The sequence below is a fragment of the Arthrobacter endolithicus genome, from assembly GCF_026627425.1.
Classification (GTDB): Bacteria; Actinomycetota; Actinomycetes; order Actinomycetales; family Micrococcaceae; genus Arthrobacter_M.
In genome coordinates this window covers 15163-40674 of record NZ_JAPNLH010000017.1, presented here as the reverse complement: position 1 = coordinate 40674, position 25512 = coordinate 15163, and the positions used below count along the sequence as shown (strand labels likewise).

Here is a 25512-nt window from a genome sequence, read left to right as displayed (position 1 = left end):
CACCGCCCTGCTTATTACCGCCGTCGTTCCCGCCCCGGCAATCGCACAACAGTACCCCGGAACAGCGGCCGGTCAGGCAATATTCTGTACTTGCATGGAATGTGCCGGCCTGAGTCCTGAGCGCCGATGCGACTTCGAAAATTTACCGTTCGATGGATTCGATACGTTCTGGCCGCCCATCAACCCAGGCAAGAAGTCTGCGGACGTCCTCCGGCAGTGACTCGTCGGTGTAATGGAGACTAAAGGGCTGCCCCGTTTCCTCCAGGGAAATTTCGTAGAGCTGTGAATCCGGCCGGGCGCTGATGGCGGGAGGATCTGTCAGTTCCCGCATCCGCGCCCGGTTGACCTCGGCAGTAAAGGCTGCCGCGTCCGGGGGCGGCAAGGCATTGGCGTCGAGCTCGGTCCGGGCGACGATGCCCGCGATGCCACCCCCTCGGCGGACGGTCAGCTTCATGAAAGAACCCCTACCTCCGTCCAGGCCTTCCTGACGGCCGTTTGTTCAGTTGAACTGAACAGCTCGCCGGCAACCTCTATCGTGGCCTGGGCAGCCTCAATGAATTGCGTGGTTGGGCGAAGGCGGGTGGTCAGGGCGGTGTACCAGATCTTTCCTGCCGTCTCCCACGCGAAACCCCCCATTTCCTTTGCCGCCAGATAGAAAGCGTGGTTGGGGATTCCCGAGTTGATGTGTACCCCGCCGTTGTCGTTCCGGGGGTCGTTGTCGTCAGGCAGATCCACATAGTTGTCCATGTGGCCGGGCTGCCTGTCGCCTGTGTAGGCGGTGCCGGGATTGCTCATCGAGCGCAGGGCCGCACCCAGCTGGGGAACCAGAATTCCCGCCCCGATTAGCCAGTCGGCCTCGGCCGCCGTCTGTTTCAGGCTGTACTGCTTGACGAGTGAGCCAAAGACGTCCGAAAACGACTCATTCAGCGCCCCGGACTGTTTACTGTAGGCCAGCCCGGCGGTGAATTCCGTGACTCCATGCGTAAGTTCGTGCGCGATGACATCCAAGGCCCTGGTCAGGCCGCCGATTTGGAAGATCCGGCCGCTCCCGTCACCGTAGACCATCTGCCCCCCGTCCCAGAAGGCATTATCAAAAGCAACGCCGTAGTGGACGGTGGAAACGAGCTCCATCCCGGATCCATCCAGGGAATTGCGTTGCATGACATCGCGGTAGAACTCATAGGTTGCAGAGCTGCCATCGTAGGCCTGGTTCACCGATCCATCCTGAACGGCCGGCTCTCCCCATCCTCGTATCCTGACGCCGGGGAGGAACGGTCGGCCCATTTTCTGGTTGTCGTAGACAGTCAGCCGCCGCTCCGGTGTGACGGCGAAGCCGATCATCTGCCCGATGTTCAGATTCAGCTGGCGATCCAGGCGGCCTATCAACGACCGCTGCGAGCGGATGGCCGCAGAAGTGGCCAGGGCACGGACCGCCGCCTCACGCTGCTGCGGATCACCCTCGATGGCAAGCCGGGCAAGCAGATCCGGTGGAGCAATACCGCAGCACCGGCCCCGAAGATTCCGTAACATGATGATCCCCTTTCACAGATGTCAGGATTGACGCAGGGCTGAGGCCTGCATTCAGGCGAGCAATGGGATCCGGAAAACCTGTCCGGGGAAGATCAGATCCGGGTTCGTTATGCGGTCCCGGTTGGCCTCGAAGATGTCGTTCTCCGTGGTGTTCTGGCCCTCCTGCTGCGCGATCGTGGTGAGGCTGTCACCGCTGTTGACTTGGTACAGTTTGAAGCCCTGCAACGAAGTGAACAACGTGACCCGGACGGTATTGAGGTCGGGACCGGGCGGGTGGATGCCGGACGGATCATCGCCAAAGACCTGCAGTGTCACGTGTTCGCCGCGGGCCTGGGGATGTCCCAGCGCAACCGTGTTTCCGAAGTCCCGGATGACTCCCATGGAGCCGGCGCCCTGGATGTCGCCGTTGCCAATGGCTTGGCCGTTGCCGTCGAGGACGCGCCAGAGTACGACTGCCTCGAACCCGGTGCCGAAGCCGGCGACCACGAATTCGTTACCGATCAGGTCATCCTGACCCGGTTGGCGGACCTCAATCAATCGCGGTGCCATCGCGGCCCTCCTCGGGTTGGTCACCTCAGGATGCTCCTCTTCCATGCCTGCCGCAAGTGGACATCGTGCTACAACGGCCGCCTCCGCGCTACGGCGTAATCCACGAGGCAGATGGCAACCTGGGGATACGGCAAAACGGCTGAATAATGAAATTTTAAATTCTTTGGCGGTGCGGCCACGAGTTCCTACCGACATTCAGTCCACTGATATCCCACCAGTCGGGATCCACGCCGGTGGGCCCGGACCCCGCGGCAATCCTGTGGCGGCGACAACCCGCGGCGGCCTGGCGTCAGGCCCGTCGACATGACGGCAAAATCCGGAACCGCGGCTTGGGAATGCCTGGTGGACATCAACGCGGTCATGGGCCGGTATATGGACAGCACAGCGGCGGCAGACGTGACCGGGTTCGAGCCGATCGCCCTGGCCATCGCCATCACTGACGTACTCGTTGCCGCTGCCGAGGAAGAGGACGCCGTATTCGTCGTCGACTCTGTGCACGCATACATCGATTTCCTGACCGAGACGGACCGCTGGAGGGGCTCTCCGGAACAGCTGGCCGGAATCACCGACTTTTTCGAAACCGTGGAGAATGCCGATCTGGAACCGGGTATCATCGACGTACCCGAAATGGCTGAGGACCAGGTTCTCGAGGTGTTGTCCGGATTAGCGCTGATCCAGCGGGCCACGGCGCTGCTTCGGTGGCTCGGAACCGGAAAACCCATCACCGGCACAGGCGCCTTAAGGACATAGAGCCGGCCGCCGCCTGTGTTGGTATCACGGTCCGGGGGCGCAGCCAAGCCTGCGGATCCGAAACGTCACGGCGTATCAGGTCCGGTGCCGGACAATATGCCAACCGTCAGGACCATGTACGAGGTGCCGCTGCTGGCCCGGATATGGGCCGTGCTGGAGGACACGGAGCTGATTGCAATGACGTCAACCAGGGCCATACCCACCGCGGACGCCGAAGGCTTCCTGGCCGGCCATCCGCCGGAACGGCTGGAGGAATATTCCTATTTCATCGCCCGGTTCCTGGAACACGCGGTGCTCGGGGCTGTCCTCTAGAATCCCTGGGAGCGGCCCGTGGCGGGGCTGCAGGCCTCGATCATGATTGCGGCTTCAACACCGGAACCGCCGCTGATGGAACGCGTCCTGGCCGCGCCGGACCATGCCCCGGAAGCGGAGAAACAGGCGGCGGGGCTGCTGACTCGGATGGCGGTGGTGCGTCTCGAATCGCTCGCTGAGCTGGGACTGCTCACCATCGATACGCATTTCAGGGTGCCGCCAGCCGTCGTCGCCAACGTGGCCGATGTCTTCGACAACGAACAGCTCCTCGAAGACCTGGGTCTTGCGGAAGTCCCTGACGATCCGGACCCTGAGCCTGGCGGCCCGTCCTCGTGCCCTCCAATATGCCGCTCGACCAGATCCACGACGGAATCCAGGTTCTATTCGGATGGTTCGACTACCACCTGCACCATTTCCAGACGGACGAACACCGAGGTCCACCTACGCACCGGTGGACCCGGACGGCGAAGATGACTCTTACGGCGACCCGTCCCTGGACGAGTCAGCGGTCACCATGGGAGAACTGACTCCCGAGGCCGGCAACGCGATGACCTATACCTATGATTTCGGCGATAACTGGCGCCACGTGATTACTGCGGACGAACGCACCCGATTCAGCATTCGGGTGGCTCCGGGCGCACCGGCAAAAGACCAGCACCCGCTGGGGTGGAGCAGGGGCGCTGGTCCATACCGCGTGCGGTATATCGTCAGGGTCCGCTCATATCCGGCCACGTCCCGGCCTAATTCTCCGGCGGGGGTCCCCCGCGCGTAGTCCGCCCCGAGAATAACCGCCAGTCAACGTTGTACCCCGAACGTTTTTCCATCTGACTGCCCGGGCCCATGGGCACAGATAAGCAGTGCACCGTCACTGCTGCAGCACCGCAGCATCACTGCGGAATCCCCGGCTGCGCGGGTGAAGCGCGGCTACGCCCCGGGATGTTCCGTCAGCAATTCCGCCAGCGATTCCAGATTTGCCCGGACGGTCCGTGCCTGGGCCCGCTGCACAAAGGGGTCTGCCAGCCGACCGAAGACGCCACCTAAGCCCGACGCCGCGTCGATGCGGTAGGTGAACCGGGTACCGCCCTCCACCGCCTCAAAGGAGTTGGTGATCGTGAAGGAAAGTTTGCCTTCAACGGACCGGTTGACGACCCGACGGGGTGCTTCAAATTCGGTCACTTCGGTAGTCCAGTCAAAGGAGCGGCCCATAATTTTGCTGGTGCCGCTGGAACGAACCCCCATGCCCATCGGGTCGCTCCCGATCTGGGCCGCTTGAGCGACGGAGGAGTCCCACACGGGGGTGTTTTTGGTGGCGGTAATAAAGTCGAAGACCTCCTGCTGCGGCCGGGCGATGAATACGTTCTCTTCGATCACAGGCATGGGAACTCCTTGGGAACGCCTGCCGCTGGCTCGGCTCGGCCGGTGGCCAGGTCTGGCGCCATCATCTTCCCAGGCCGACGGATTGTCAATGGCCCGCATTGACTCATCAAAGATGCCCGCGTAGCTGCTGTCGAAGAATCATTTGGTAATGCCCGCGTAGCGGCGTGTCTGTTGGGATGGCGTTTGCTGGCCCGGCATCGAGACCATGCCAGGAAGGCGTTGCGGCGGGTGCTGGTCCTGAAGGAAGTCAAGCCGCGGTCACCGCGGCCACCGCTGCATAGGGAGCCGGTGATGAAGGCACTGCGGCTGTGCTGGGCCGTGCAGGGAACCCCGCGCGGGCGGTTGCTGGCCGCAGCGTTGCCGGATCTGGTGCCCCGGTTACGCCGGTTCCAAGGAGCTGGAGATTGATGACGTCACGGCGGCATTGGTGCGCAAGATTGCCCCGGCGACCATCGACCGGTGGCTCAAGGAGGACCGGGCGAAACTCGATCGCCGTGGCCGGTTTTGTCGAGATTGACCTGGTCGGTCACGAGGGCGGAAACAGTAAGGGTGAGTTCTGTTCCACCCTCGATATCACTGACATTGCCACGGGGTGGACGGAAACCCGGTCGGTGAAGAACAAGGCGCAGAAGTGGGTGTTCGCGGCGATCAAGGATGCCACCGCGGCTTTCCCGTTCCCGATCCTGGGCATCGGTAGCGACAACGGCAGTGAATTCATTAATTGGGAGCTGTACCGGTGGTGTGAGCAGGAGAAACTGACGTTCACCCGGTCCCGGTCACGGAACAAGAACGACGGGGCGCACGTGGAGCAGATGAACTGGCACATTGTCCGTCAGACGGTCGGCTACCACCGCTACGACACGGCCGCGGAGCTGGACATACTCAACCGGATCTGGGCGCTGCAGAGGCTGCTGACCAACCACTTCGGACCCCAGCAGAAACTCGTCAACAAGGTCCGGACCGGGGCGAAAATCAGCAAGACATACGACAAACCAGCGACTCCTTTCCAACGCGTCCTAGCCGACGTCGGAACAGTCCGCGCGGCCGTGAAGGCGAGACTGACGAGGGAAAATAGGCCGTTGAATCCTGCTGCCATCCAACGCGAGGTCCAGGCTCTCTGCTCCGAGCTATTGACCCTGATCATGGCTAAACGAGGTACCAAACCACAACCGGCAATCCGGGCAAAATCAAATGATTCCACGAATCATCCTAGGCGGGCATCTTGACGGTGATTTCCCGGGTGCCCCGGGTGTCCCCAAGCGAGCATTTTGACGGTGATGATTCCCCGGGCACCCTCGCTACCCCGCTAAAGAGTTCGCCCCACTACTTGCCGGTCGTGTCACCTTCCGACGCGCTTGTCGATGGGAGTTCCCTCCGTCGGGTCAGGTCCCTGAGTTTTCCGAAAGGAATACAGAAACTGCATGATGACCGTGAGGGCATCGTCCGGCTCCGTGAAGTAGCGGGGCCGCTCCTCAAAGGAGGTGTGCAGGCTGCGGCCGATGTCCCGTCGGGCGGAGACGGCGATGAGCAGGCTATCGGATTGTGTTTCCACCCGGACGATGCACACCCCTGTTCTGGGGGTCGGGGTCTCTCCGTACATGGCCGTCAACCCCTGGGTTCGACGGCGATAATGATCGCCTCCCGCTGGCCCGCGGCTCCGGTGAAGCTGAACACCGTGGGCGCCAGACCGGAATCGAGGGAAGCCGCCAGTAGGGACGCCCGGACGGCAATGAGAGGCAGCCGGTTTTCGGCGGCCAGACCGACCAGGTAGACATCGCAGCCGGCCAGTTCCAGGCTCTGGTTCTTCAGAAAGTCCGAAAACGCCACCGACACCTTGTAGCTGTTGCCGGGGTAGGCCCAGTCCGACGGCGGATACAACAGTTTCGCTGCCGGCTCGCCATCTAGTTTCGGGTGCTTCCCATACATCGCCTGCAGTTCATCGGTGCCGCCTGTGAATCTGCTGAAGTAGACGCCGACGGGTTCGGCCGCTGCCGGTGTTTCCTTGATCTCACAGCAACTCCGGTGCACGAACGCCACCCAGGGGTAGCCACCGGCCGGCTCCTCCCCGGGGGACTCCGGGATGAGGATATCCACTTTCGGCTGGTGCTTGGTGTTCGTCAGCGGGATACGGTCGCGGTGCTGGGATTCATCGATGGCCCGTGCCACGTAGTCGACGCCGCAGGACAGGAACCGGTAGTCCAGCCGGTTGCCCAGCAGCAGCCGGACAGCGGACTCCACGTTCGGTGCCGCCCTGGGGATGGGCAGGTAGCCCGCCGGCGGAAGCTCGTCGAAACCCATCGCAGTAAGGGGTTTGCCGGTTTTCACCCGGGCCAGCGGCAGCGATTTGGCGGCGTTGTCCACCTTTTCCAGGAAGTCCCTTCCGAGCGCCGCCTCCTGGGCGCGCGTCAGCTTGAGCCGCAGGGACAGTTCCCGGAGCAGCTCGAATTTCCTGAAGGCCTCCGCATCGAAGTCCACCTGGTTCAGGTCCGCTGCGTGGGAGGCCAACTGGGCTTGGAACTGCAGGACCTGGGCCATAAAGACGCTCCAGGGACGCATCGACAGCCGGGTCTGCCAGATGTTCCTGGCCGGCGGACCGTCCACGTCCCGGCGGGCGGTCCACACATCGAGCACCCACTTACCGTCCACCGCGAGTAGCGCGGCAACCGGCACAGGGGCTGCCTCCGCCGCCGGTGCACCGGCGTTCCAGTTCCAGCCAGTGATCGGGACAACCTGCTGTCCGCCGCCCGGCCGCAGCCATGGCTGGTCCGTCTTGCGCTCCTGATCGAAGTACAGGGATGCCAGCCGGTTGCACCGCAGGGCCGGGCGGGCCTGGCTCAGGCCTTCGATGCTGCGTGGCACCAGTTCAACCGTGATGCCCTCACCGATCCACGGCTGGATCCCGGATCCGGGTCCGGATCCGGAACAGCCGTCTCCGCATAGCTCGCCGTACACTTTCTCGTGCCCGGAGAACCATTCGGCCGGACCCACCTCCACGACCAGGAAACCGTTCCCGCTGCTGTCCAGCGCCGGGGGGTTCTTCAGTTCCAGCACCGCTTCGGCGTCGGAGCGCAGCGGCCGGCCCTGAGGATCGATCGCCAGGCCCGGGCCCACCCGAAGTTTGTCCCCGTCCAGGGCTACCGTGAACCCATGGACCACGCCGCTGCCCGCGGCGGTTCCAACCGCATGGGCCAGTTCGCGGGCGTAGCCCTGAATGGCGTCGAGGTGCTCGCCGCGCAGGAACAATCCGTCCGCCGGATTGAGCCGGATGATGTTCCCGGGGGCGGTGGCCCCCGGCGTGCTGCCGGGCTCTTCAACCATGCCAGTCATGAGCCGGCCCTCCTATCGACCAGAGGATTGGGAAGGGTCAGCACGGCGTCGTGGCCGTTCTCCGCCGTGCCGGGCGGTCCGCCCACCCTGCCGGCCAGCGGCACTCGGGGCTTGTCGCCATAGACAGGTGTCGGGCCCGTGCCGCGAACGATCAGACGGACCAGATCGTTGATGGGCCGGTCCGCGAGCTCAATGATGACGCGGTGTTCCTTCGGCTCATATCGGACGGTGTCGATATCCTCCTCGACCCAGCCGCGTTCGGACAAGGAGGTGATCACGATGGCCCGGCGCAGGGACGCGGGAAGGACGTCGGCGGTGACGGCGAAGCTCAGGCGGCGCCCCTGCTCGCTCAGCTCGGCCTCACCGCTGACGCGCGGGCCGCCGCCGTCGAGGGTCACGGCGGTGCCGATCAGTCCCGGAGCCAGCCCGCACACCAGTTCCTGGATGACGCCGGTGGGCAGCAGCACGTTCCGTACCGAGGTGTCCGGAACTTCCACGGTGACCTCTGCCGCGCCGTCGGCGTCGCGGATGCTGACGACGACGGCGGCCAGCACCACGCCTGCCTCGTCCACCTCCGCGGGGAAGAGGGTGGGATAGCAGTCCCCGGCTTGGTGCGCGGGCTCCAGCTCGATCTCATCCCTGGCCGCCAGCTGCCGGAACTCGGCCAGCAGTGCCCCGGCGCGCTGCTCCGGTGCTACACCGGCGGCCCGCTTACGGGCGGCGAGCGCTTCACGCCCGGCGCCGTCGTCGTTCAGCACCGGTTCCAGACCCAGCAGCACCCGGACCCGATGGTACCCGTACACCGCCGCGGGGCCGGGCTTGGTGCGCAGACTGTACGTGACCTGTTCCCGGATCCGGGAGAACTCGTCGTGTTTACGCGTGACATCACACGGGTCCGCCAGAACCGGAACGGCGGACGAGGGACAGGCAGAAAAGGCAGCGACCAGATAGGCATCAACGGTTTCCGTCGAGCAATCCGCGGAGTCTTTCAAACCGGCAGCGTCGAGCAGCTGACGTACGTCCAGGGTAACCGTGCAGTCCTGGTACAGCTCGCGGCCGGCGCCGTCCACGGCCAGACCGGGAAGGACCTTCAGATTCCGGGTTCCATCCCGGCGGACGTCGAGGCCGTGCACCACTCCGGCCCCATGCAACCAAGCCTGGTGCAGCATCAGCTTGCCGCGCGGATTGGCCATCAGGGCATCGAAATCGTCCTCGCCCAGCAGCATGCCGTACGCGACCCGCAGGGCGACGAAGGGATTGGCCGGCAGGTCCGCCGCCGCGCAGGAATCACAGCCGCAGGCGGGGCCGTCGGTCGCTATGGACTCTGTCTTAGTCATTTCGTCTCCTCGGAGGTTCGCCGGGAAAGCGAAGCGCGGCCTTCGCATATTCCCGCTTCATGGCAGCCACCAGATGCGCCTGGCTGATCAAATCTTCCCCGGCGGCCGCCACGTACGCGGCGGCGATTGCCGCGTTGCGGATCCAGCCGCCGGGCACCGGATAGAGCCGGGCAAGCGCCACCAGGTCAATGTCCCCGGCGACCGCGGCGAGGGGCAGATGCCGTGACCACAGTTCCGCCCGGCCGTCCGCATCAGGGACCGGGAATTCCACCACGAAGTCCATTCGGCGGATGAAGGCGGCATCGATGTTCGAGCGCAGGTTGCTGGTGAGGATGACCAGACCGTCGAAACTGTCCAGCCGCTGGAGCAGGTAGGCGGTCTCCAGATTGGCGTAGCGGTCGTTGGCATCGGAGATTTCGGTCCGGGTGCCAAAGAGCGCGTCGGCCTCATCCAGCAGCAGGACGGCCTGGGTGCGTTCGGCTGCGTCAAAGGCCGCGGCGAGATGCTTCTCGGTTTCGCCGAGCCATTTGGACACCAGCCGGGAAACGTCTACGAGCAGCAGATCGGTGGCGGCCGCGGTAGCGACGGCGTGGGCGGCGAGGGACTTGCCGGTGCCCGGCGGCCCCGTGAACAGCATCCGGGTTCCGCCGGTGGCATGTGCCCGGCCCCGCAATTCCCAGTCCTCGAGCACCACCGACTGGTAATCCAGCCGCGACACCGCATCGCGCAGCTGCCAGGCCCCTTCTGTTGGCAGCACCAGATGGTTCCACGGCACTGTCGGGCTGAGCAGCTGCACTCCCGGGGGCAGCGTGAGGCCAGCCCGCGCTCGGATCAGGGCGGTGATCTCCGGCAGCTCCGGTTGGCTGCCCTGGGCGAGGACGTCGACGGCGAGTTCGGCGATCAGAGCCGGGTCCAGCGGATGCCGGGCGGCGATGCCTGCGGACTGCCCAGACAGGTGCGGCAGGGCGGCGGCCCACGCGGACTGCTGGTCCCGGGCACCTACCGGGCCGGCATCGAGCGCCAGCATCGGGCGGCCCCCGGCGGCACGAACGGAGGTGCTGGCGGAACAGATCAGCACCGGCCCGGGAAGGTCCCCCACAGCCAGCAGATCCGGCTCCGATTGCCCGACGGCGGCGAGAACCAGCAGCGGTACCGCCCCGCGCAGGGCCGCGTGCGCGGCCAGCAGTGCAATGCCTGCAGTATCCCCGGCCGTGACCCTGCCGGCGACAATCGATCTGCCGGCAGCACCGGCAACGGCGAGAGCGCGGCTGAGCATGATGCTTTCATGCGCACCGGTTACCAGGATGCTGCAGCCGGCGTCCGCCTGCAGGGCGGCGACCGCGCGGCGGACACCGGGGCCGGTCAGCCAGCAGCCCAATCCGGGCGGGACGGTGCCCGTTTCCACACGCGGGAGCCCGTCGGGCCACGCGTCGTGACCGTGCAGGGCCTCCCATAGACTGTCCGCGGCAATGAGCGACCGTTCGAAAAGGGTGCCGTTTCCGGCCAGCCGGAGCAGCCCATGGCGGACCGCTTCCCCGCTGCTGAGCAGCCGGCGCAGCGCCGGCCGTGCGTCCACCGCAGCAGCGGAACCAGCGCCTGCATGATCGGGAGCAGCAATATCGCAAGCAGCATCACCGGGAACCGCGTCACCGGGAACAGCAGCCCCGGCCGACAGTAAGGCGTTGGTCAGGATGAGGGCCGCGAGCCCTGCGGTGGGATGAGGTTCGCCCTGCGGATGCAGGCTGCGGAAGGTCGCGGCAATTCCCTCGTGCTCCTCCGGCAGGCCCGCCAGCAGCAGCAGGTCGACCTCTGGCGGCGTCAGCGCGAACCGTGCGGCGAGAGCATCAAGCGGTGCATCCATCAGGTGCCGCTGCGTCGAGGTGCTATCGGCCCAACTACGGAAGAAGTCCGCCGCCTCGGCAGCGCCCGAGCCGGCACTGCCATGCAGCTCCAGTACGGCAACGACGTCGCGTGCGATCCGGGCGGTGCGCGATGTCAGATCCGCGCTGATAACCGTCCAAGGTGCCGCGGCAGCCTCCGGGCCTGCATGCCGTGATGCTCTGGACGCCCGTACAAATTCCGTTGCCGCGGTTTGCGTCGGCGCGGTTTCCGTCGGCGAAATCAGTTCACTCATAGACAAAGCGCACCACCACTCCCAGCCACGGGATCCAGCCCGGGTCGACGTCCAGGCCAGCGCGGCGCACATCCACGTCGACATCGCGCAGACTCAGATGCACTTCGATCCAGCCGGCCTGCGCCAGGACCTCGCCACGGCGAAACGCGATCTCTGCGACGACGTCGAAGGGGTCATGGTGCGGACGCCCAAGCCTGCCCGCGGTGGCCTTCGCCCAGCGCGCGGCATAGTACTCCAAGGCCTGCTGCTCCTCGTCGTGGCTGTCCGAGGTATGGCGCTTCGAGTCGTGTTGCTCCAGGGTCATAACGCTCGCGGCGGAGGCCGCCTCTGCCGTTGTTGCGTGCCGGTCACCACCGGGCGCTTCAGCGGTGGGCATCAGCCCGGCGAGCGCCATGATCGCAGGGTCCTCCGGCGCCGCCGGGACCAGCAGCTGTCCAAGCCGGTGGATGATCCATCGCAGCGGCCGAGCTGCCAGGGCCGAACTGGCAAGCAGCAGGTCCGGGATGCCGGCATCGTCGGCGGTGGCGAGCAGAAACGGCAGCCCCGCCCAGAGCGTCGGACTACCGGCTTCAGCCGGGGAATCCGTGCGGTCCTCGCCTGTCGCGGCCTGACCCGCACCGGCGGCTGCTGTATCCTCGGCTGCTGTCCCGTCGGTCGTGCCGTTGATGCCGGCAGTGCCGTTGATGCCGGCCGAACCGGCGTCGGCTGCGCTGCCGCGAAGGTCGGCTTCCGCGCCGGGAACGTCGCGCCCGGGCTTATCGGACAGCGGGGTGTTGCCGGGGGCGGAAGTCGGCAGATCGTAGGCACCCGTGCCCGCGGATTCGGTGCTCCCGGGTTCAGCCCCCCTGACGTCGGCACCCCTGTGGCCGGCACCCCCGGTGTCGGTGCGGCTGACGGCGTATTGCCCCGTTCCAGAGGCCGCGCCGATGGGCCCGGACGCAGGCCCGGCACGGGAGGTGCCGCCGAGACCCTGGCCAGCAGTGGCGGGGGCCAGGAAGCGCGATGCCAGCGACCGGAGGATTTCGGCTGCGTCCGGTCGGCGCAGCAATCCGGGGTCCGCCTCGGCCGCGGCAAGCAGCGCCCACGCCGCGGCGGTGAGGACGTCCGGCCGGAGCCCGCTTCGGAGCATGGCCCCCGCCAACCGCGAGCACCGGGCGAGACCAAGCGCCTGTGCCTCCGCCAGCCCTGCGGTAGCCCTCTGAGCCTCCTCCAGTTGTGAGCCGGCCTGCCGTGCCTCAGCCCTCTGTGCGTCCACCGTCTGTGCGTCCGCTACTTGCTCGGTTCGGGGTACCGGAAACGGGACTGGATGGCCGGAACCGGACGTTGCCTCGGCCGCACCTCTACTGTGATCAGGGCGCGGGCCCTCGGTACCTCGGGCGGCGTTAGGACCACGGCGGCCGGCCCCGCCGGCGCCTGAATTTTCCGGAGTGTCACTGCCCGCGGTGCCATTACCCGCGGTGCCTGTCGCGGTGAAGAGCAATGATTCAATCGGGGCGGCTGGCCATGGCGCTCCAGCCGCCGCTGCGACGATGACCGCCAGATCAAACCAGCCTCGTCCGGCCAGCAGACGGTGCAGCGGTGCGGCACCGTTCGTCTCTACCGTCGTAACTATGGCGGACAGGGCCTGTTCCGGCCGGCGCCGCAATACAGCCAGCAGCGCCGGTCCCGGCGCGCCGGCCGGATCCGGGTCCTCGGGCAGCAGCAGCCCGAGCTGCCGCCAAGCCCAGGCATGGTCCGTCCGTCCGGCGGCCAGTGACGCCGCCAGATCATTGAACGCGTCGGTGATCCGCGGGAAGTGCAGCACGTCGTCCGAGCCGGAGCCGATCCGCTGGCTCAGTTCCTGCACCACGGCCTGCGCCCATTGGGTTTCCAGCACCGGTCCTGGCCGCGCCGGATCCAGCCCCACACGGAGGTCCAAACGGCGCAGGCACCATTCACCGTCGGGAAAATCCGCCGCCCCCATTATCTCCTCGAGCCGACGGTCCCCAAGATGGGCCAGCATGTCCTGCATCCGCGACGGCAGGTTCCCGGCGCCCGCAACGGAGCCGTCGTCGTCGTAGTTCCCTGCCGCGGCGGTAGCACTCAGCGTGCCGATGAACAGCTCGGTCATCCGACCCTCACCTGCCCCGCTCTCGAGGTCTCGCCCAGCCGCGAACCCGTGGCGGGCGTACCGACGACGCCGTCGCCGCCAACGCGGAACCGGCCCAGCACCGCGGGCGCCCAACGGGCGTCCGGACCGACGAACGAGGTCAGGCTCACGTGCAGCCGCTGCCCCACCCGCATGCCGGCTCCGAGTTCGCAGAGCTCATACATCGTGTGGGCGGGGCGGTGCATTTCGGCGATTGCATGCACTACCTGGCGCTGCTCCGGGGTAAGCTCGCCGGGGATCAGCAGGGTGAAGCGGTGCGCGGCGAGCTGGAAGGAATCCTGTACGTTGGCGCGGCGCGACGAAGGCGGCACGCTGCCGGTGGTGGAGTCGTCCAGGGCGGGGACGGTCAGGGTCCCGGACCTAGCGGACGTAGCGGACATAGTGGATGCCGCGGGAGCGGACCCGCCGATCGAGAAGCGGCCCAGCATGCCGGTGGCCCGGGCGTTTCCGCCGACCGCGGGCGCGGGCGGGCCGGCCGGTGGATTGCCCAGCACCATGCCACCGAGACCGCGCAGCTGCCACGCCTCGATGATCACCGGGGCCCTGCCCAGGTAGAGTTCGAGGATCCGGATCAGCGCGGCGCGGGTGCCACGTCGGGCAAATAGGCGGTAGGCCTCGGCAATCAGTGCGCGGCGGGCCGGTTCCGGCCAGCGCCGGTCCAGGACGAGTCCGGCAAAGCCGGCCAGCCATGGCAGTGCCTCCTGTGGGGTGGTGCGCGGATCCAGCAGGATGGCCCTCTCGGCCGCCCGCCAGTCCAGCTCATACAGGGTCCCCTCCAGCGGTGCCAGGAAACGGTGGATGAATTCCGTGTCCCCGTCGTCCCGGGACCATGCACGGGGCAGACTGCTCAGCAGTTGGTGACCAGGCCGTTCGATCCGGACGGCACGGATCCGCGGGCTGGTCTGCACGGTGCCGGCCAGGTGCATTTCCAGCCACAAATACCTGCCCGGTGCCGCATTGACCTGGGATTCATAGGTTTCGAAACCGTCCTCCGGGGAGATCTGCTGCCACGGCTGTTCGCGTCCCGTCGGCCGCCGGAAAAGAGTAGTGTTCAGCTCCACCGCGGCTAGCAGGCTCTGCGATGGCAGCGGCGGAGTCAGCTCCGGGTGCGGGACGGTGCGGGTGACGCGGCCCGGTGCGGATGCTTCCAGTGGATCGAGTACATCCTCGTCGTCGCCGGTCAGGAAGCGCAGGGTCGCGTTGGTCCCGGCCGGCAGGCAGGCGTCCAGGAATACCCGGCCCCAGCGGGTGCGGGAACGGCCGCTGTCCAGCCGGTAGGTCACCACCGTGCCATCCGGTTCGTGCCGGGCCGCGGAACCCGCGGTGGTGGCGAAGCCCGCCGGGGTGGTAAAGACGATGCGCCCCGCCGGCGAGACGGCCACGGCACCGCCGTCGAAAGCCGGGGCCGAGGCCGGCTCGAGCTCCAGCCAGCCGTCGTCGTCGTGCTGGAACCGCCGGAACGACAGACCGGGCGCCCGGGCGACCACCAGCAGTCCCTGGGCAGTGCTGGCGATGGCGGTGGCGCCGTCCACCTCCAGCTGTACCGTGCCGTCCGGGGACGCGATGACGCCGTGGGCGCCGCCGCGCCACAGCACCAGCAGGCCGGCGGCCAGCCTGTCCGGGACCAGGCCGGGGAGGCAGCGCGGATTAATCAGCGCCGGGCCGGGGCGGGGGGAGCTACGGCCCTCAAGGAAGACCAGGGAATCCGGATGGTGCAGCAGCACCGCAACCCGGCCGCAGTCCGGCGCAGCATCCACCGGCCGGCGGCGTCCCATCTGCACCCGCCGCAGCAGCCGTTGAGCCCAAAGATCCACCACCAGCACCGAGCGGGTGGCCGGTTCCGCCACATACAGACGCTGCGCCCGGTCCACGGCCAGACCGGCGGGGTGGCCCAGCACTCCGGCGCAGGGGGAAGCAGCCGGTGTGTTCTCCGATGCGCTGTCCGCATCGTAGACGTCGACTCTTCCCTCGGCCGGCCAGGAGCGGTAGGCCCGGCACCAGCGGTCAAAGGCGAGTCCGGCCGGTTCGGTGTGCGGTGGTTCGGTGTGCGCTGATCCGCAGCCGCCGGATTCGGCTTGCTCTGTTGCGGCTTGCCGGCATGCCGTGGCCGGGCAATAATCCGTGGCCGGCTCCGCGGCGTCCTCCGCCCAGTCCAGAACGACGCCGCCGCCGGGCAGCAGCGCGGTATGGGAGTGGGCGCAGCGGGCCCACTGGTCCGGCTGGACCAGCAGACTGAGCGAACGGTCTCCGTACATCAGCACACCTCCGGGGGTAGAGGCACCGGGACTTTCGGTGCCGGGGCGGGAGCGTACTCGGTGCCCACCGGCAGCGGTGTGCCGGACACGACCGTGATGGCCGCCAGCTCCGGCAGCTGCCACGGCAACAGATCGATGCGCGGCTGCTCCGTCCGCGGCGCATCCGGGGAGGCCAGCAGCAGATCCTCCAGGTATTGGACGCCTTCCACCTGGACTGCGATGGCCTCAAGCTCCGCCCGGCGGATGGTCCGGCCCAGTGGCCAGCCGCCGCCGTCGGGCCCGTAGGGGGGAAGCGGTGCGAGGTATTGGCGCAGGATCAGCTCCACCCAGCGGCGGACGGCGTCCACCTGGTAACCGGCGCGGACCTGGACGCCAACGGAGACGCTGATCCGCACGTACTCCGGCGGAATCACGTAAAGTTCCGTGGTGACCAGCCGACGGGCGTCCAGATAGCGGGCCACGCGGCGCAGCAGGCCCAGATCCGGCATCGGGGCCGCCGGGTTCCTCAGGTCAAACTCCGGGAAGACCATCACGCTCACCACACCCGCCGCGGGTACGGTGGGATTGTCCGGGTGCAGCAGCGGCAGCGTTTCGGCCCGCTGCACGCCGGACACCTGCAGCGCAAGGTCCCGGAAGTCAGCGCCGATCACCGCGCGGTCGTGGCGGTGCACCTCGGCGGGGATCGCATCCATCGCTTCGTCGATGCGCACGCCGTCGGTGCCGCCCGCGGCCGGCAGCGGATTGCGCACCTTCACCCCGGCCGTACCCGGCAGCGCGGACACGGCCCCTGCCGCGACATTGCCGGCCGACCCGCCGCCGTACTGGTAGGCAAGCACCCGGATGCGCTCACCGATCTGTGGCACCCGGGCCCGCCCGAAGGATACCGAGCCGTGGTCATAGTCCACCAGGTAGTGCCTGTCTCCGGCGCCGCTGCCGGAGAAGTTCTCCACCTCCAGCCAGGACGTCCAGCCGGCGGGTTCCTCCACCTCCAGCACCATGCTGCCGGGCACCACCGGGTGATGGTTCAGCGGCAGCTGCTGGTCGCCGTCGCCCGTCCCGTTGCCCAGCAGTTCCGCCGCAGCGGTCCGCGACGCGATGGCCTGGACGGCGTTGATGCCCACCCAGCGGACCCGATGAATGGAATCATTGGCGTCGGCGTTCTCCGGACGGCAGACCTGGATCCACGCGAGCACATTCTTGGCGAGTTTGGTGTCCTCCAGCGGCGGCGGGCTGTCCTGACCGCCCGACGGCGGCGCAGTGACGGTCGGCAGGCCGGCGGGCAGTGCCAGCTTCACGACGCCGCTGCTCACCAGGCCTTTGGTGGTATCACCGAGGACCTGAAGGTCCTGGAAGACGGACGTTTCCGCTCCGCCCCTGCCACCTGCGCCGCCCCTGCCACCTGCGCCGCCCCTGCCACCTGCGCCGCCCTTGCTGCCTGCGGGCGTCTTGGGCGGACCGTTCCAGAGCCGCCAGAGCATCGGGGGAGGGCTGGAGGTGAGCCCGTCCGAGCGGAAGGCCGCGGCGCCGTCGGCTTTCAGTGCCTCCAGCTGCACCGGCTCCACAATGGTTTCATCGAAGGCGACCCCGATGAACAGCGTCCGGCCGGCGAGTTTCTCCACGTCCGTGGTGTCCTTGCGCAGCAGCGCGATCCACAGCGACCGGTCCGCCTGCGCGCTGACATCCACCGAGACGGCGTCCGCCGCCAAGGGATCCGTCGAAACCATGGTGGTGCGGTAGAACTGCGCCGTCGCCTTCTTTGCCTTGGCCCGTGCCAGCGCGTCCTCGCTGCTGTCATGACCGGCTTTTGTGTCCGCCGGATCCTCCGGCGTCTTGCCCGCGGCCACCAGGTCCAGCGGCCACGCGTACACCTCGTCCTGCGTCTGGAAGGACACCGCCCCGGCAGCGGCCTCGGAAGCCTGCAGGATCTGGACACCCTCCGCGCGCTCGGTCGATACCGCCAGCAGCGTCAGCGCCGATTGCGCCGGGCGGGGCCTGACCCCCAGCATGCGCAGAAACTCGATGCGGGCGGCGTCAGGAATCTGGTTGAACCGGTACAGCAGTGACTCGCCGAGGTAGGCGAAGAGTTCCACCAGCGCGATGCCCGGATCGCTCTCATTGTGGTTGGTCCACTCCGGCGCATAGACCGGGATGCGGCGGATCAGCTCATCGCGCAGTTGCTCGTAGGAGCGGTTGTCCAGAATCGGGCTGATCAGTGCCATCGGGTCGCTACTTCAAATAGAACGGGTAAACCAGGTTGTCCGGCCGGAGATCGGCCAGACGCACGTAGGAGATTTCTATCCATACCAGGGAAGGATCCTCCCCGGGCGTCACCGCAACGTTCGCCAGCCGGACCCGCGGCTCCCACAGCGAGAGCGAGGAGATAATGTCCTGTTCCATCGAGGTGCGTGTGCTCAGCGTGTTCGGTTCCATCAGGTAGCGCAGCAGCCCGCAGCCGAAGGAGGGGACCATGATGCGCTCGCCGGGCTGGGTGTCCAGAATGGTGGCAATGGACTGGCGGATCAGTTCCATGCCACCGAGGTACTCGAGGCCTCCCGTCACCGCGGCCGGGCGCATCGGGAAGCGCAGTCCCACTCCGGTCCACAGGTCCGCGATCTCCGCAGTTGCTCTGTTCATCATGGGTCCATGCTGCGGCGGAGGCGTCACGGCGGCGTTGCCGATCTGGGCCGTAACCAAAGACAAAGCGGCGAGCCCCGGGTTCGGGTCGCCTAGTGCAACGTGGCCGTGACGGTCCGCCAACAACAATGAGGACATGACCAGCCAGAGGTACCGGCGATGAGCTGTCGGCAAGGGCTCAGCTGCCCGCCGACGGGTCTGCGGACTGAATCGGCCCACACCGCGGCCGAGGCGCAGGCCGACCGGTTCGCGCATGACTTCACGCCCGAACCGATGGCCGCCCCGGCCGGTCCGCTGGCCCACCTGTTGAGCATGCCATCGTTCGTTCCGTCCGTCGGTACACCTCTGCCCGCCCGGATCCGGCCTGGCCTCGAGGAGCGGACGGGCGTCGATCTGTCCGCCGTCCGGCTGCATCCCCAGCCTGCGGATTTGGCTGGCCGACGAGGCCAAAATCGCGCCTTCAGCACCGGGCCGGACATTGTGCTGGGGACGCCGTTGCCGCACACAGGCTCCCAGCAGACACTCGCACACGAAGTCGCTCACGTCGTGCAGCGAGGCGGGGGTGGTCGCGGCCTGACCGATCTTTCCGGCGGACCCGGCCAGTTGGTGCAGGGGGACGGTGGCCTGACAGACCGGGACGCGCAACTGATCCGGGACTGGCTCACTGCCCCTGGCGCTGATGGGACCGGTCCGGGACTGCCTCAGAGTGATTTATTCGCTAACGGAAGCGGCCACGCATTCCCGCCCATGCAAGGGCCGACGCTCACGTTTCCATTTCCTGGCCAGGCTGCCGCGCCGCGGCACGAAGATTCGCGCCGTGTGGCGATCTGCAACACCAACTGCCACCAAACGCCGCAGGAGCAACGCCAAGAGGCGGCCCGTCGTGCCGAAGAGGCGCACCAAGCCGCGCTGCGCCGGGCCTGGCCGGGACTGCAGCGGGCACAAAGCACGCCAGAGCTGGACAAACAGGGACAGTCCATCCAAGACGACATCGATGCCTCCCGAATTGCCGAGGGCCAACTGCGCGTCCAGATGTTCGACGCCGCCATCGGGTCGGGGCGGCGCAGCGGCGGCTCGAGCTCTAGGCAGTTGGACGACCGCATCCGGGATTCCTGGCTGGCTGCCGAGCAGGCGGCGATGATGATCGACGCGCTCTACCGCGTTCCCGGAACGGTTCCGGTTCCCCCAGTAATTACTGACCCGCTGCGCCCTTGGTTCGTTGCGTTCTATGCGTCCGTGAGCAGGCTCTTCCGCCAGCTCGACACCGACGACAAGCAGATGGCCACAGCCATGGGGCGGTTTCAATTACTCCAGCGGCCTGTAGCTGCTTCGTCCGGTCAACCCTGCCCTGGCGGCTGTCACAGTCCATCGACGCGATCCGTGGCTGGAATGGAAGATCCGTTTCCGTCACCGGTCGCATTGCCGATCGGTAATACAGTGCTGCCTTCGCCGTTGTTGGACACTGCGCCAGGGCCCCGCGAAATACGGTTGCAACAGGCGGCCACTGCGGTCCAGGAAGCGAACTCCCAGGCCAGCTGGGCGGCGGCCGCCGACCAGTACCGTTGGGCCACCGACCAGGTCGACGAGCTGCTCCGGAATCAGGTACAGGCGCTGGGCGGTCAAGAGGAGCTCCTGCAGAATTTTAGTTACAGCCAGGAGATCCATCGTCGTCAGCAGCAATTTCTACTGGCAAACCCCGAAGCGCTGAAGGTGCAGGCGGTGTTCTTCCCGAAGGATGATGTCAAGGAGGGGTACGGTCCCGAGGCGAAGCCGGTGGCCAAGGCCATCCCGTGGAACTTCTACCTCGTCCGTACGCCAGTTGTCGATACGAACCACGTGCCTACCGGTTTCGAATGGGCGCTGCATGATCTCACCGCCACCAAAGGCGGCGACCGCACCCTGCGAACGCGCCATCAGCTGACGGCCATCGAAGCGTTGGCGCAGGAGCGGCTGGGAAATTCGAACATTCTTAACGTCGACCCTCCTCGCACGATCTTCGAGGAGCTGAACCACCGGGACTTCTTTCCCGAGGGACAGCTTTACTGGCGCTGGCCGATCTCGAAGCAGTCGGATTCGATAGAGACGACGGCACCGCGACCGTTCTGGGAGTGGGTTGCACTTGTCGGCATCGCAATCGCCGTCATCGGCAGCATGGTCTTCGCACCATTCAGCACGCCGGCGCTAATCGCCTTCGCGGTAGGAACCGGTCTCACCGCAGGTGCACGCTACATGCGCCTGCAGGAGATGAAGGAACACGGCGTTTGGACGCAGGCCGACAGTAACCGCTTCTACTGGGAGATTGCGCAGGACGTGCTGGCCGCGGTAACGATGGGCGTAGGCAGGATCGCGATCGTCGCCGCCGAGGCAGGCAACGTGCTGCGGGCAGCCTCAGCGGCCAAGGTGTGGTTTGCCCTGCGGCGGGTGGAGGCCGGAGTGCAGGTGGTGAACATCGGCATCACCACCGTCGACCTGATCGGCAAGTTCCGCGGGATCCGCGACTCCAGGACAATGACGAAGGAACAGAAGGACGCCGCTTATAACCAGCTCGCCACACAGGCCATGATCACGGGGGTCTTGACCTACGTGGCCTTCCGTGGCGATCGAGACCTGCTCGCGGGGCGTCCGCTGCTTCATCTGACCCCCGACACACTGCGTCCGGGTCGCTTCGTTGCCACGCTGTCCACGGTCGGGGCAAAAAGCGTGCTGACAGAAACCGCGACGCTGTCCAGTGCCAGGCTTCGGCAACGGCCCCAGGCGCTCGAGGAAGAATTCCACCTTAGCCAAACGATGACCCGGCGCGGGATCAACGATGAGCAGTATGACCTAGAGGTGTTGCTCAGCAACGGCCACGCCTGGCGACGGCAACGTGGAACCAAACGGTGGTGCCGATTCTCAGACGATCCGCTCTGCTTGATCTTCGGCGAAGGCGGTGGGCACCACATCGAGGTATTTCCCGCCGAACGCAAGGCCCGGCAGGGGTTCTGGAGCGGCGTGCCCGGCTGTTCGGAGTTCACACCCAACAACGTCGATGCGCTGCGGCGAACGGGTGGTGCGCCCATCGTCTACATTGACGGCTACCCGGACCTGACCCCCTTCGCCGTTCAGGGTGGAGTTGTGCTTCTGCCACGGGCCACTATTGCCACACGAAGCCGCGACGTGCACAACCGATACGCCGACCGTTCGTTCGCGCAACAGCGCGGATGGCTCACACCGGCGGGGGCTCCGGACGTGGCCCGGGTGGAGGCGCTGCGGGCGGATCCGGCCAACCCGCTCACCTGGCACCACGTCGAGTTCGACAACATCATGCTGCTGGTGCCACGATCCATCCATGAGGTGGCTCAGCATGCCGGCGGCTATGCCCGGCAGTGAGCCTTCGAGCAGCCGGGTGGGTCCGCAGATCACGTTCGGCGCGCAGAAGCGGAAAACGGCGACATGACGCTGTCGGATTTACGGTGGTCGGGTCTGTTGAAGTGTCAGAAATGAGACATCGGGACCTCAGCGCCTTTAAGGAATGACCGATTCGGACCAGGAACTCAGCGCCAACCGCTGGGCGCCGTCGACCGTTGCGCGCCGTCGGGACGCAGTGCACGACGGAGGCTGGCGCCCAGAAGCCGACAATATCGGTGTGCAGCTTGAGCTGCAGGTTGAGGGTCGTCGGCCTCCACACGAATGTCTCCGAAGAACGGTACGCCGGCAATGACCGCGGAGATCGATCCGCCGGTGCCGGGGACCTGAGGAAGAGCGGAACGATGCTGGGCGGGAGGATTACGACGTGCGTGGTGATTGCAGGGCTCCGGATGTACCTCGTTTCCGGTTATCCACTCGGACGGTTCGACGTCCAGCCGACCGAAGCCGCTGATAACGATGCTTTCCTCAGGTCCGTTGCCGAGCCGGTCACTGGCCGCCTGATGGGCGCGTGGAAAACCACCGCCGACGATCGTTAGCGTACCGCGGATCCTCGGATTAGTCCGGCCGCAGGTAGCTGTCCCGCGGATAGCGAAGGACCCGCTCCCCAGCCTTGCGGTGCGGTCGCGGAAAATTGGGGTCGGAATCTAATAGGCGTGAGAGGCTGCGGCAGCTAATACTGGCGGTCTGGCCACCCTGGTGGCGGTGGCGGCGGCGGTTGAATTCTGTGCGAAGACCAAGGCTCCGGCAGTGACGACAGGGTGCTCTGCCGAACTGCTGACGCGAATGGTGTACGTGGCAATGTCCTGGGTCTTGCCGCCAACAACAGACTGGATCCGGTAGCTAATGCTGGACAGGCGCCTGGTTCCTGGGTGGGCTGCTGTCTCAGTGAGGACCATGAAGGTTTCGCCGGGCCGCTGGCTTGCCGCCAAATCCCGCATGTAGGTTTCAATTCCCCGGTTTTGCAGGGCTTGGTTAACGTACTCGGGTGCGTAGTAAAGAGCATAGGGACTCTCGAAGCCCGTCCCCTGTCCGAGCGAATGAGCCCGTTGATATTGCGGCCCCGGCGGTAAGCCGCCATGTTCTGTCGCAGTGTAGAAACCGGTTTCCATGTCAGCACGCCCAAGCGATCCACCCATCCTGGCCTCGTGACGGATCGGACCGCCGACCGAATCACGCCAGACGCGCGTTCCGTCAGGGAACTCGATGACGGCCGGCGGGCCCGGGACCGTTTCAGCGGCCTTCTCATAGAAGTTTGCGGCGGTACGATCGAGGGAAACTTCAACCAGCCGGGCGTTCTTCGGCGCTAGGCTCAAGGCATCGGCCTCGTGCAGCCGGGCCAGCCGACTCTGCATGGTATCGATCCGGGCTGCCAGGGAAGGGTCTATCGCGCCAGCCGATGCGATTTCCTGCTCGATCGCCGACAACTCGCGAGAAAGTCCTGGCCGTCGTTCCAAAACCGTCCTAAAACCAACACGGAAGTCGCCCGCAGCTGCCGCTTTAGCGCCCAGAGGGCCTAGCTCGGAGATCAGCCGGGCATTCCTGGCTTCTTCGAGTTCGCGGCTGAGGGCCGAGATATCGGACCGTACGGCGGCGTCGAGTGAACCGGATGCCGCTTTTCGTTCCGCCTGGATGAGCCTGTCCGCCAGGACCGGGCTCTCGGCGACTTCGCGGGCATAGCGTTCACGCAGCCAGGTACAGTTCGAACATACAACCAGTGCACCGGAGCGGGTGGCTTTGATGTCATGGCCGGCTACGGTGGCTATGGTCTGGACACCTTCGGCCTCCTTGGCGATTGCTTCCGTGGAACGAATAACCGCCTTGGCCTCTGCCTCTCCCACGTCTCCGAGCAGGCGTGCGCCCGTTGGTCTCCTGCGCATGGATTTCAGGGTCCCCAGCAGACGCTTGCCAAGCCCGGGTTTTGCAGTACCGACTGCATCAGCGGCCTTCTCGAGCTTGCCGGAGGCCGCTATGAAATCGGCGCCCTCCTTGGCCAGCAATGCCTCACGCGCGATAGGACGCAGTTCGCGGACTGCCTTGAGTGCGCCAGCGCCATCGGCGACGAAGAAAACGACGTCCGCCGCGACCCAGAAGAAGGACGGTTCTTCAGCCGAAATGGCATGTGCTCGACGATCCAGGTCGGTGGAGGACAACGCCGACTCGAATTCGTACTTCTCTAAGCTCTTGAGCATCTGATAGCCGCTAAGGGCCAGCCGCGCACCGCCGATAACAACTGCACTGGTGCCTCCGGATGGGATAAGCAGAGCAAAGGCAATAAGGCCCATGAACATGGTGCGGATCGACTCGTCGAAAGCCAGATCTGCGAGCTTTTCGTCAATGATCTTATCGGCCATTATGTTGTTTTGGGTGCCGACTTCCGCCCGCGTCAGCGCCACGATCGAGCTGAGGCTCCACAACCGTTCAGGATCCTTGTCCACCTTGCTGCGAACGGTGTCAATGCTCGACTGACGACTTTCAAGAATGAGCCCGAGAGCGCCAGCGGTTCCGGTCCGGCCAAACATCGCAGGACGCAGTGACGACTTCCGCTCACCGCCAGCAAGTGCCTCAAGCAAAGCGGTGTACCCACCGCCTGCGTCGTCGAGGATGGCGCCAAGTGCCGGGTAGCGTCCGGCCGCCGACTGACGTGCCTTCGCGTAGCCATCCTCAACGCCGGCGACCTCCTTTGTCAGCTGTTCGTACCGGGGCCGGTTTTCCTCGGGTAAGACGAGTCCGCCTCGAGGCATGGGGCGCAGCAGAACCCGCCGAGTCACCAAGAGTCTGTCGATGCTCTTGCGGATCGTCAAGAGGTCGGTCGCTGCGCCCACGAGGCCACGGAACGCGACCGTGTCCTGCGCCTCGAATGATCCGAATGGACCTGGAGCTGTTCGCTCAATCCCGAGTAGAACTCGCTGTGTTTCCAGGCGCCGTTCGCTTTCGACAAGAATGACCTCGAGGACCTTGCGCATCGCGGGCACGAAGGCAGCGCGGATAGCGACCGCTTCTGCCCGGACTTGCGGAAAGATCAGCTCGGCCAGAGCCTTTGCGGCGCCACCGATCTCGTCGCGGACGGCGTCATTTTGCAGGTCCCGATTGGCGTCCATTGCTGTCCGCGGCCGGAGGCCGCCAAATGCCGTTGCATGAGCCGAAAAGGGCAGCGCCAGATCGAAGTCCCGGCCCTCCAGGGCGTCGAACCAGAGGTCACCGCCCTTAATCCCGAAACGTCGGACCAGAAGCTTGAGCTGGCGGCGCATGTAGTCCGCATCCGTCGACATCTCCACACCGCGGAAGAAGTACGACTTGGACTGTGCCCTCAGCGGGCCCTTGTCATAGTCGGCGAATCCGGCTACCTGCCCGAGGCCTGGAGAAGTGGGAACCGCATTGGCTTGGGCCGACGCAGTGGAGACGACGGACTTGGCCTGTCGACGTAGTTGCGGCGGTCCGCCGGTATGCCGAGCCTGGACGACGTGTGCCAACTCATGGGCAAGGAGCCGACGCCCCCCACTGGTATGGGGCACATAATTGCCCGCGCCGAACGTGATATCTGACCGAACGGTGAACGCTTTTGCAGCGGCCTGGTGCGCCGCGCGCGTGGCTGCGGTCCCCGTGTGAATGCGGACGTCACCAAATCCCGTACCGAATAAAGGTTCGAACAGCGAGCGGGTCAGTGGCTCCAGCTCTTGGCCGGCATCCGACGGAGCTGGGGTATCAGGAATCTGTTCCGGCGTGGAAGACATTGCTGGCCGATGCGGAACG

At 66.1% G+C, this 25512-nt stretch carries 21 protein-coding genes; 7 read left to right on the top strand and 14 right to left on the bottom strand.

Annotated elements, in window-relative coordinates:
• Positions 1-142: 142 nt before the first annotated feature.
• The 3 genes from OS914_RS14220 to OS914_RS14210 are packed head-to-tail and all read right to left on the bottom strand — an operon-like array spanning position 143 to position 2079.
• Positions 143-454 (bottom strand): protealysin inhibitor emfourin, encoded by a 312-nt coding sequence (locus OS914_RS14220; protein WP_267546721.1) that lies wholly within the window; start codon positions 452-454, stop codon positions 143-145.
• A complete protein-coding gene (locus OS914_RS14215) occupies positions 451-1530 on the bottom strand; it encodes a M4 family metallopeptidase (protein WP_324290665.1) in 1080 nt (359 codons plus the stop codon). Before OS914_RS14215 ends, OS914_RS14220 begins: the two co-directional genes overlap by 4 nt.
• A 51-nt stretch (positions 1531-1581) precedes the next feature.
• Positions 1582-2079 carry a LysM peptidoglycan-binding domain-containing protein gene (locus OS914_RS14210; protein ID WP_267546720.1) on the bottom strand — a complete coding sequence of 166 codons (498 nt, stop codon included), beginning with the start codon at positions 2077-2079 and terminating at the stop codon, positions 1582-1584.
• 303 nt (positions 2080-2382) lie between these two features.
• Here OS914_RS14210 and OS914_RS14205 point away from each other — a divergent pair, with 303 nt between their 5' ends.
• Together OS914_RS14205 and OS914_RS14200 are read left to right on the top strand one after the other, a co-directional pair.
• A complete protein-coding gene (locus tag OS914_RS14205; protein WP_267546719.1) occupies positions 2383-2829 on the top strand; it encodes a hypothetical protein in 447 nt (148 codons plus the stop codon).
• Between the two features lie 96 nt (positions 2830-2925).
• Entirely contained in the window at positions 2926-3141 is a 216-nt protein-coding gene (locus OS914_RS14200) for a hypothetical protein (RefSeq protein WP_267546718.1), read from the top strand.
• On the opposite strand, the gene OS914_RS18290 is transcribed toward OS914_RS14200, so the two are convergent.
• Entirely contained in the window at positions 3138-3398 is a 261-nt protein-coding gene (locus OS914_RS18290) for a hypothetical protein (protein WP_420713956.1), read from the bottom strand. The two genes, OS914_RS14200 and OS914_RS18290, sit on opposite strands and share 4 nt — an antisense overlap.
• A gap of 87 nt (positions 3399-3485) precedes the next feature.
• Between OS914_RS18290 and OS914_RS18285 the strand changes: the two genes are divergently transcribed.
• Together OS914_RS18285 and OS914_RS14190 are read left to right on the top strand one after the other, a co-directional pair.
• Entirely contained in the window at positions 3486-3668 is a 183-nt protein-coding gene (locus OS914_RS18285; RefSeq protein WP_420713955.1) for an IS1096 element passenger TnpR family protein, read from the top strand.
• Complete coding sequence (locus OS914_RS14190; protein WP_267546716.1) at positions 3593-3913, top strand: IS1096 element passenger TnpR family protein; 321 nt, start codon at positions 3593-3595, stop codon at positions 3911-3913. Before OS914_RS18285 ends, OS914_RS14190 begins: the two co-directional genes overlap by 76 nt.
• A gap of 152 nt (positions 3914-4065) precedes the next feature.
• Here the strand turns inward: OS914_RS14190 and OS914_RS14185 are convergent, their stop codons facing one another.
• Positions 4066-4518, bottom strand: coding sequence for an SRPBCC family protein (locus OS914_RS14185; protein ID WP_267546715.1), 453 nt, complete (start codon positions 4516-4518; stop codon positions 4066-4068).
• 494 nt (positions 4519-5012) lie between these two features.
• On the opposite strand from OS914_RS14185, the gene OS914_RS14180 reads away from it, so the two are divergent.
• Entirely contained in the window at positions 5013-5744 is a 732-nt protein-coding gene (locus OS914_RS14180; protein WP_267546714.1) for an integrase catalytic domain-containing protein, read from the top strand.
• Between the two features lie 113 nt (positions 5745-5857).
• Here OS914_RS14180 and OS914_RS14175 read toward each other — a convergent pair whose 3' ends face one another.
• Genes OS914_RS14175 through OS914_RS14140 form a run of 8 tightly spaced genes read right to left on the bottom strand, consistent with a single transcriptional unit; the run spans position 5858 to position 18357 of the window.
• Positions 5858-6070 carry a hypothetical protein gene (locus OS914_RS14175; RefSeq protein WP_267546713.1) on the bottom strand — a complete coding sequence of 71 codons (213 nt, stop codon included), beginning with the start codon at positions 6068-6070 and terminating at the stop codon, positions 5858-5860.
• A 53-nt stretch (positions 6071-6123) separates the two neighbouring features.
• Positions 6124-7845 (bottom strand): hypothetical protein, encoded by a 1722-nt coding sequence (locus OS914_RS14170; RefSeq protein WP_267546712.1) that lies wholly within the window; start codon positions 7843-7845, stop codon positions 6124-6126.
• Positions 7842-9182: a hypothetical protein gene (locus tag OS914_RS14165; RefSeq protein ID WP_267546711.1), complete on the bottom strand. Its 1341-nt coding sequence runs from the start codon at positions 9180-9182 to the stop codon at positions 7842-7844. The genes OS914_RS14170 and OS914_RS14165 overlap by 4 nt, the downstream gene beginning before the upstream one ends.
• On the bottom strand, positions 9175-11316 hold the full coding sequence (locus OS914_RS14160; RefSeq protein WP_267546710.1) for an ATP-binding protein: 2142 nt from the start codon (positions 11314-11316) through the stop codon (positions 9175-9177). The genes OS914_RS14165 and OS914_RS14160 overlap by 8 nt, the downstream gene beginning before the upstream one ends.
• Entirely contained in the window at positions 11309-13426 is a 2118-nt protein-coding gene (locus OS914_RS14155) for a hypothetical protein (protein WP_267546709.1), read from the bottom strand. Before OS914_RS14155 ends, OS914_RS14160 begins: the two co-directional genes overlap by 8 nt.
• Complete coding sequence (locus OS914_RS14150; protein ID WP_267546708.1) at positions 13423-15720, bottom strand: phage tail protein; 2298 nt, start codon at positions 15718-15720, stop codon at positions 13423-13425. The genes OS914_RS14155 and OS914_RS14150 overlap by 4 nt, the downstream gene beginning before the upstream one ends.
• The gene (locus OS914_RS14145) at positions 15720-17939 is read right to left on the bottom strand and encodes a putative baseplate assembly protein (protein ID WP_267546707.1); all 2220 of its coding nucleotides are present in this window, start codon (positions 17937-17939) and stop codon (positions 15720-15722) included. The genes OS914_RS14150 and OS914_RS14145 overlap by 1 nt, the downstream gene beginning before the upstream one ends.
• Before the next feature lie 7 nt (positions 17940-17946).
• On the bottom strand, positions 17947-18357 hold the full coding sequence (locus OS914_RS14140; RefSeq protein WP_267546706.1) for a GPW/gp25 family protein: 411 nt from the start codon (positions 18355-18357) through the stop codon (positions 17947-17949).
• Between the two features lie 156 nt (positions 18358-18513).
• Here OS914_RS14140 and OS914_RS14135 point away from each other — a divergent pair, with 156 nt between their 5' ends.
• Together OS914_RS14135 and OS914_RS14130 are read left to right on the top strand one after the other, a co-directional pair.
• Positions 18514-21723, top strand: coding sequence for an eCIS core domain-containing protein (locus tag OS914_RS14135; protein ID WP_267546705.1), 3210 nt, complete (start codon positions 18514-18516; stop codon positions 21721-21723).
• Positions 21724-21986: 263 nt separating this feature from the next.
• Positions 21987-22298: a hypothetical protein gene (locus OS914_RS14130; RefSeq protein WP_267546704.1), complete on the top strand. Its 312-nt coding sequence runs from the start codon at positions 21987-21989 to the stop codon at positions 22296-22298.
• A 108-nt stretch (positions 22299-22406) separates the two neighbouring features.
• Here OS914_RS14130 and OS914_RS14125 read toward each other — a convergent pair whose 3' ends face one another.
• On the bottom strand, positions 22407-25493 hold the full coding sequence (locus OS914_RS14125) for an eCIS core domain-containing protein (RefSeq protein WP_267546703.1): 3087 nt from the start codon (positions 25491-25493) through the stop codon (positions 22407-22409).
• Positions 25494-25512: the final 19 nt, after the last annotated feature.

What these genes read in the sequence shown, in the direction of transcription:
- OS914_RS14220 (WP_267546721.1), bottom strand. Translation starts at nt 454, where the DNA reads ATGAAGCTGACCGTCCGCCGAGGGGGTGGCATCGCGGGCATCGTCGCC.
- OS914_RS14215 (WP_324290665.1), bottom strand. Translation starts at nt 1,530, where the DNA reads ATGTTACGGAATCTTCGGGGCCGGTGCTGCGGTATTGCTCCACCGGAT.
- OS914_RS14210 (WP_267546720.1), bottom strand. Translation starts at nt 2,079, where the DNA reads ATGGCACCGCGATTGATTGAGGTCCGCCAACCGGGTCAGGATGACCTG.
- OS914_RS14205 (WP_267546719.1), top strand. Translation starts at nt 2,383, where the DNA reads ATGACGGCAAAATCCGGAACCGCGGCTTGGGAATGCCTGGTGGACATC.
- OS914_RS14200 (WP_267546718.1), top strand. Translation starts at nt 2,926, where the DNA reads ATGCCAACCGTCAGGACCATGTACGAGGTGCCGCTGCTGGCCCGGATA.
- OS914_RS18285 (WP_420713955.1), top strand. Translation starts at nt 3,486, where the DNA reads ATGCCGCTCGACCAGATCCACGACGGAATCCAGGTTCTATTCGGATGG.
- OS914_RS14185 (WP_267546715.1), bottom strand. Translation starts at nt 4,518, where the DNA reads ATGCCTGTGATCGAAGAGAACGTATTCATCGCCCGGCCGCAGCAGGAG.
- OS914_RS14170 (WP_267546712.1), bottom strand. Translation starts at nt 7,845, where the DNA reads ATGACTGGCATGGTTGAAGAGCCCGGCAGCACGCCGGGGGCCACCGCC.
- OS914_RS14165 (WP_267546711.1), bottom strand. Translation starts at nt 9,182, where the DNA reads ATGACTAAGACAGAGTCCATAGCGACCGACGGCCCCGCCTGCGGCTGT.
- OS914_RS14160 (WP_267546710.1), bottom strand. Translation starts at nt 11,316, where the DNA reads ATGAGTGAACTGATTTCGCCGACGGAAACCGCGCCGACGCAAACCGCG.
- OS914_RS14155 (WP_267546709.1), bottom strand. Translation starts at nt 13,426, where the DNA reads ATGACCGAGCTGTTCATCGGCACGCTGAGTGCTACCGCCGCGGCAGGG.
- OS914_RS14150 (WP_267546708.1), bottom strand. Translation starts at nt 15,720, where the DNA reads ATGTACGGAGACCGTTCGCTCAGTCTGCTGGTCCAGCCGGACCAGTGG.
- OS914_RS14145 (WP_267546707.1), bottom strand. Translation starts at nt 17,939, where the DNA reads ATGGCACTGATCAGCCCGATTCTGGACAACCGCTCCTACGAGCAACTG.
- OS914_RS14140 (WP_267546706.1), bottom strand. Translation starts at nt 18,357, where the DNA reads ATGATGAACAGAGCAACTGCGGAGATCGCGGACCTGTGGACCGGAGTG.
- OS914_RS14135 (WP_267546705.1), top strand. Translation starts at nt 18,514, where the DNA reads ATGAGCTGTCGGCAAGGGCTCAGCTGCCCGCCGACGGGTCTGCGGACT.
- OS914_RS14125 (WP_267546703.1), bottom strand. Translation starts at nt 25,493, where the DNA reads ATGTCTTCCACGCCGGAACAGATTCCTGATACCCCAGCTCCGTCGGAT.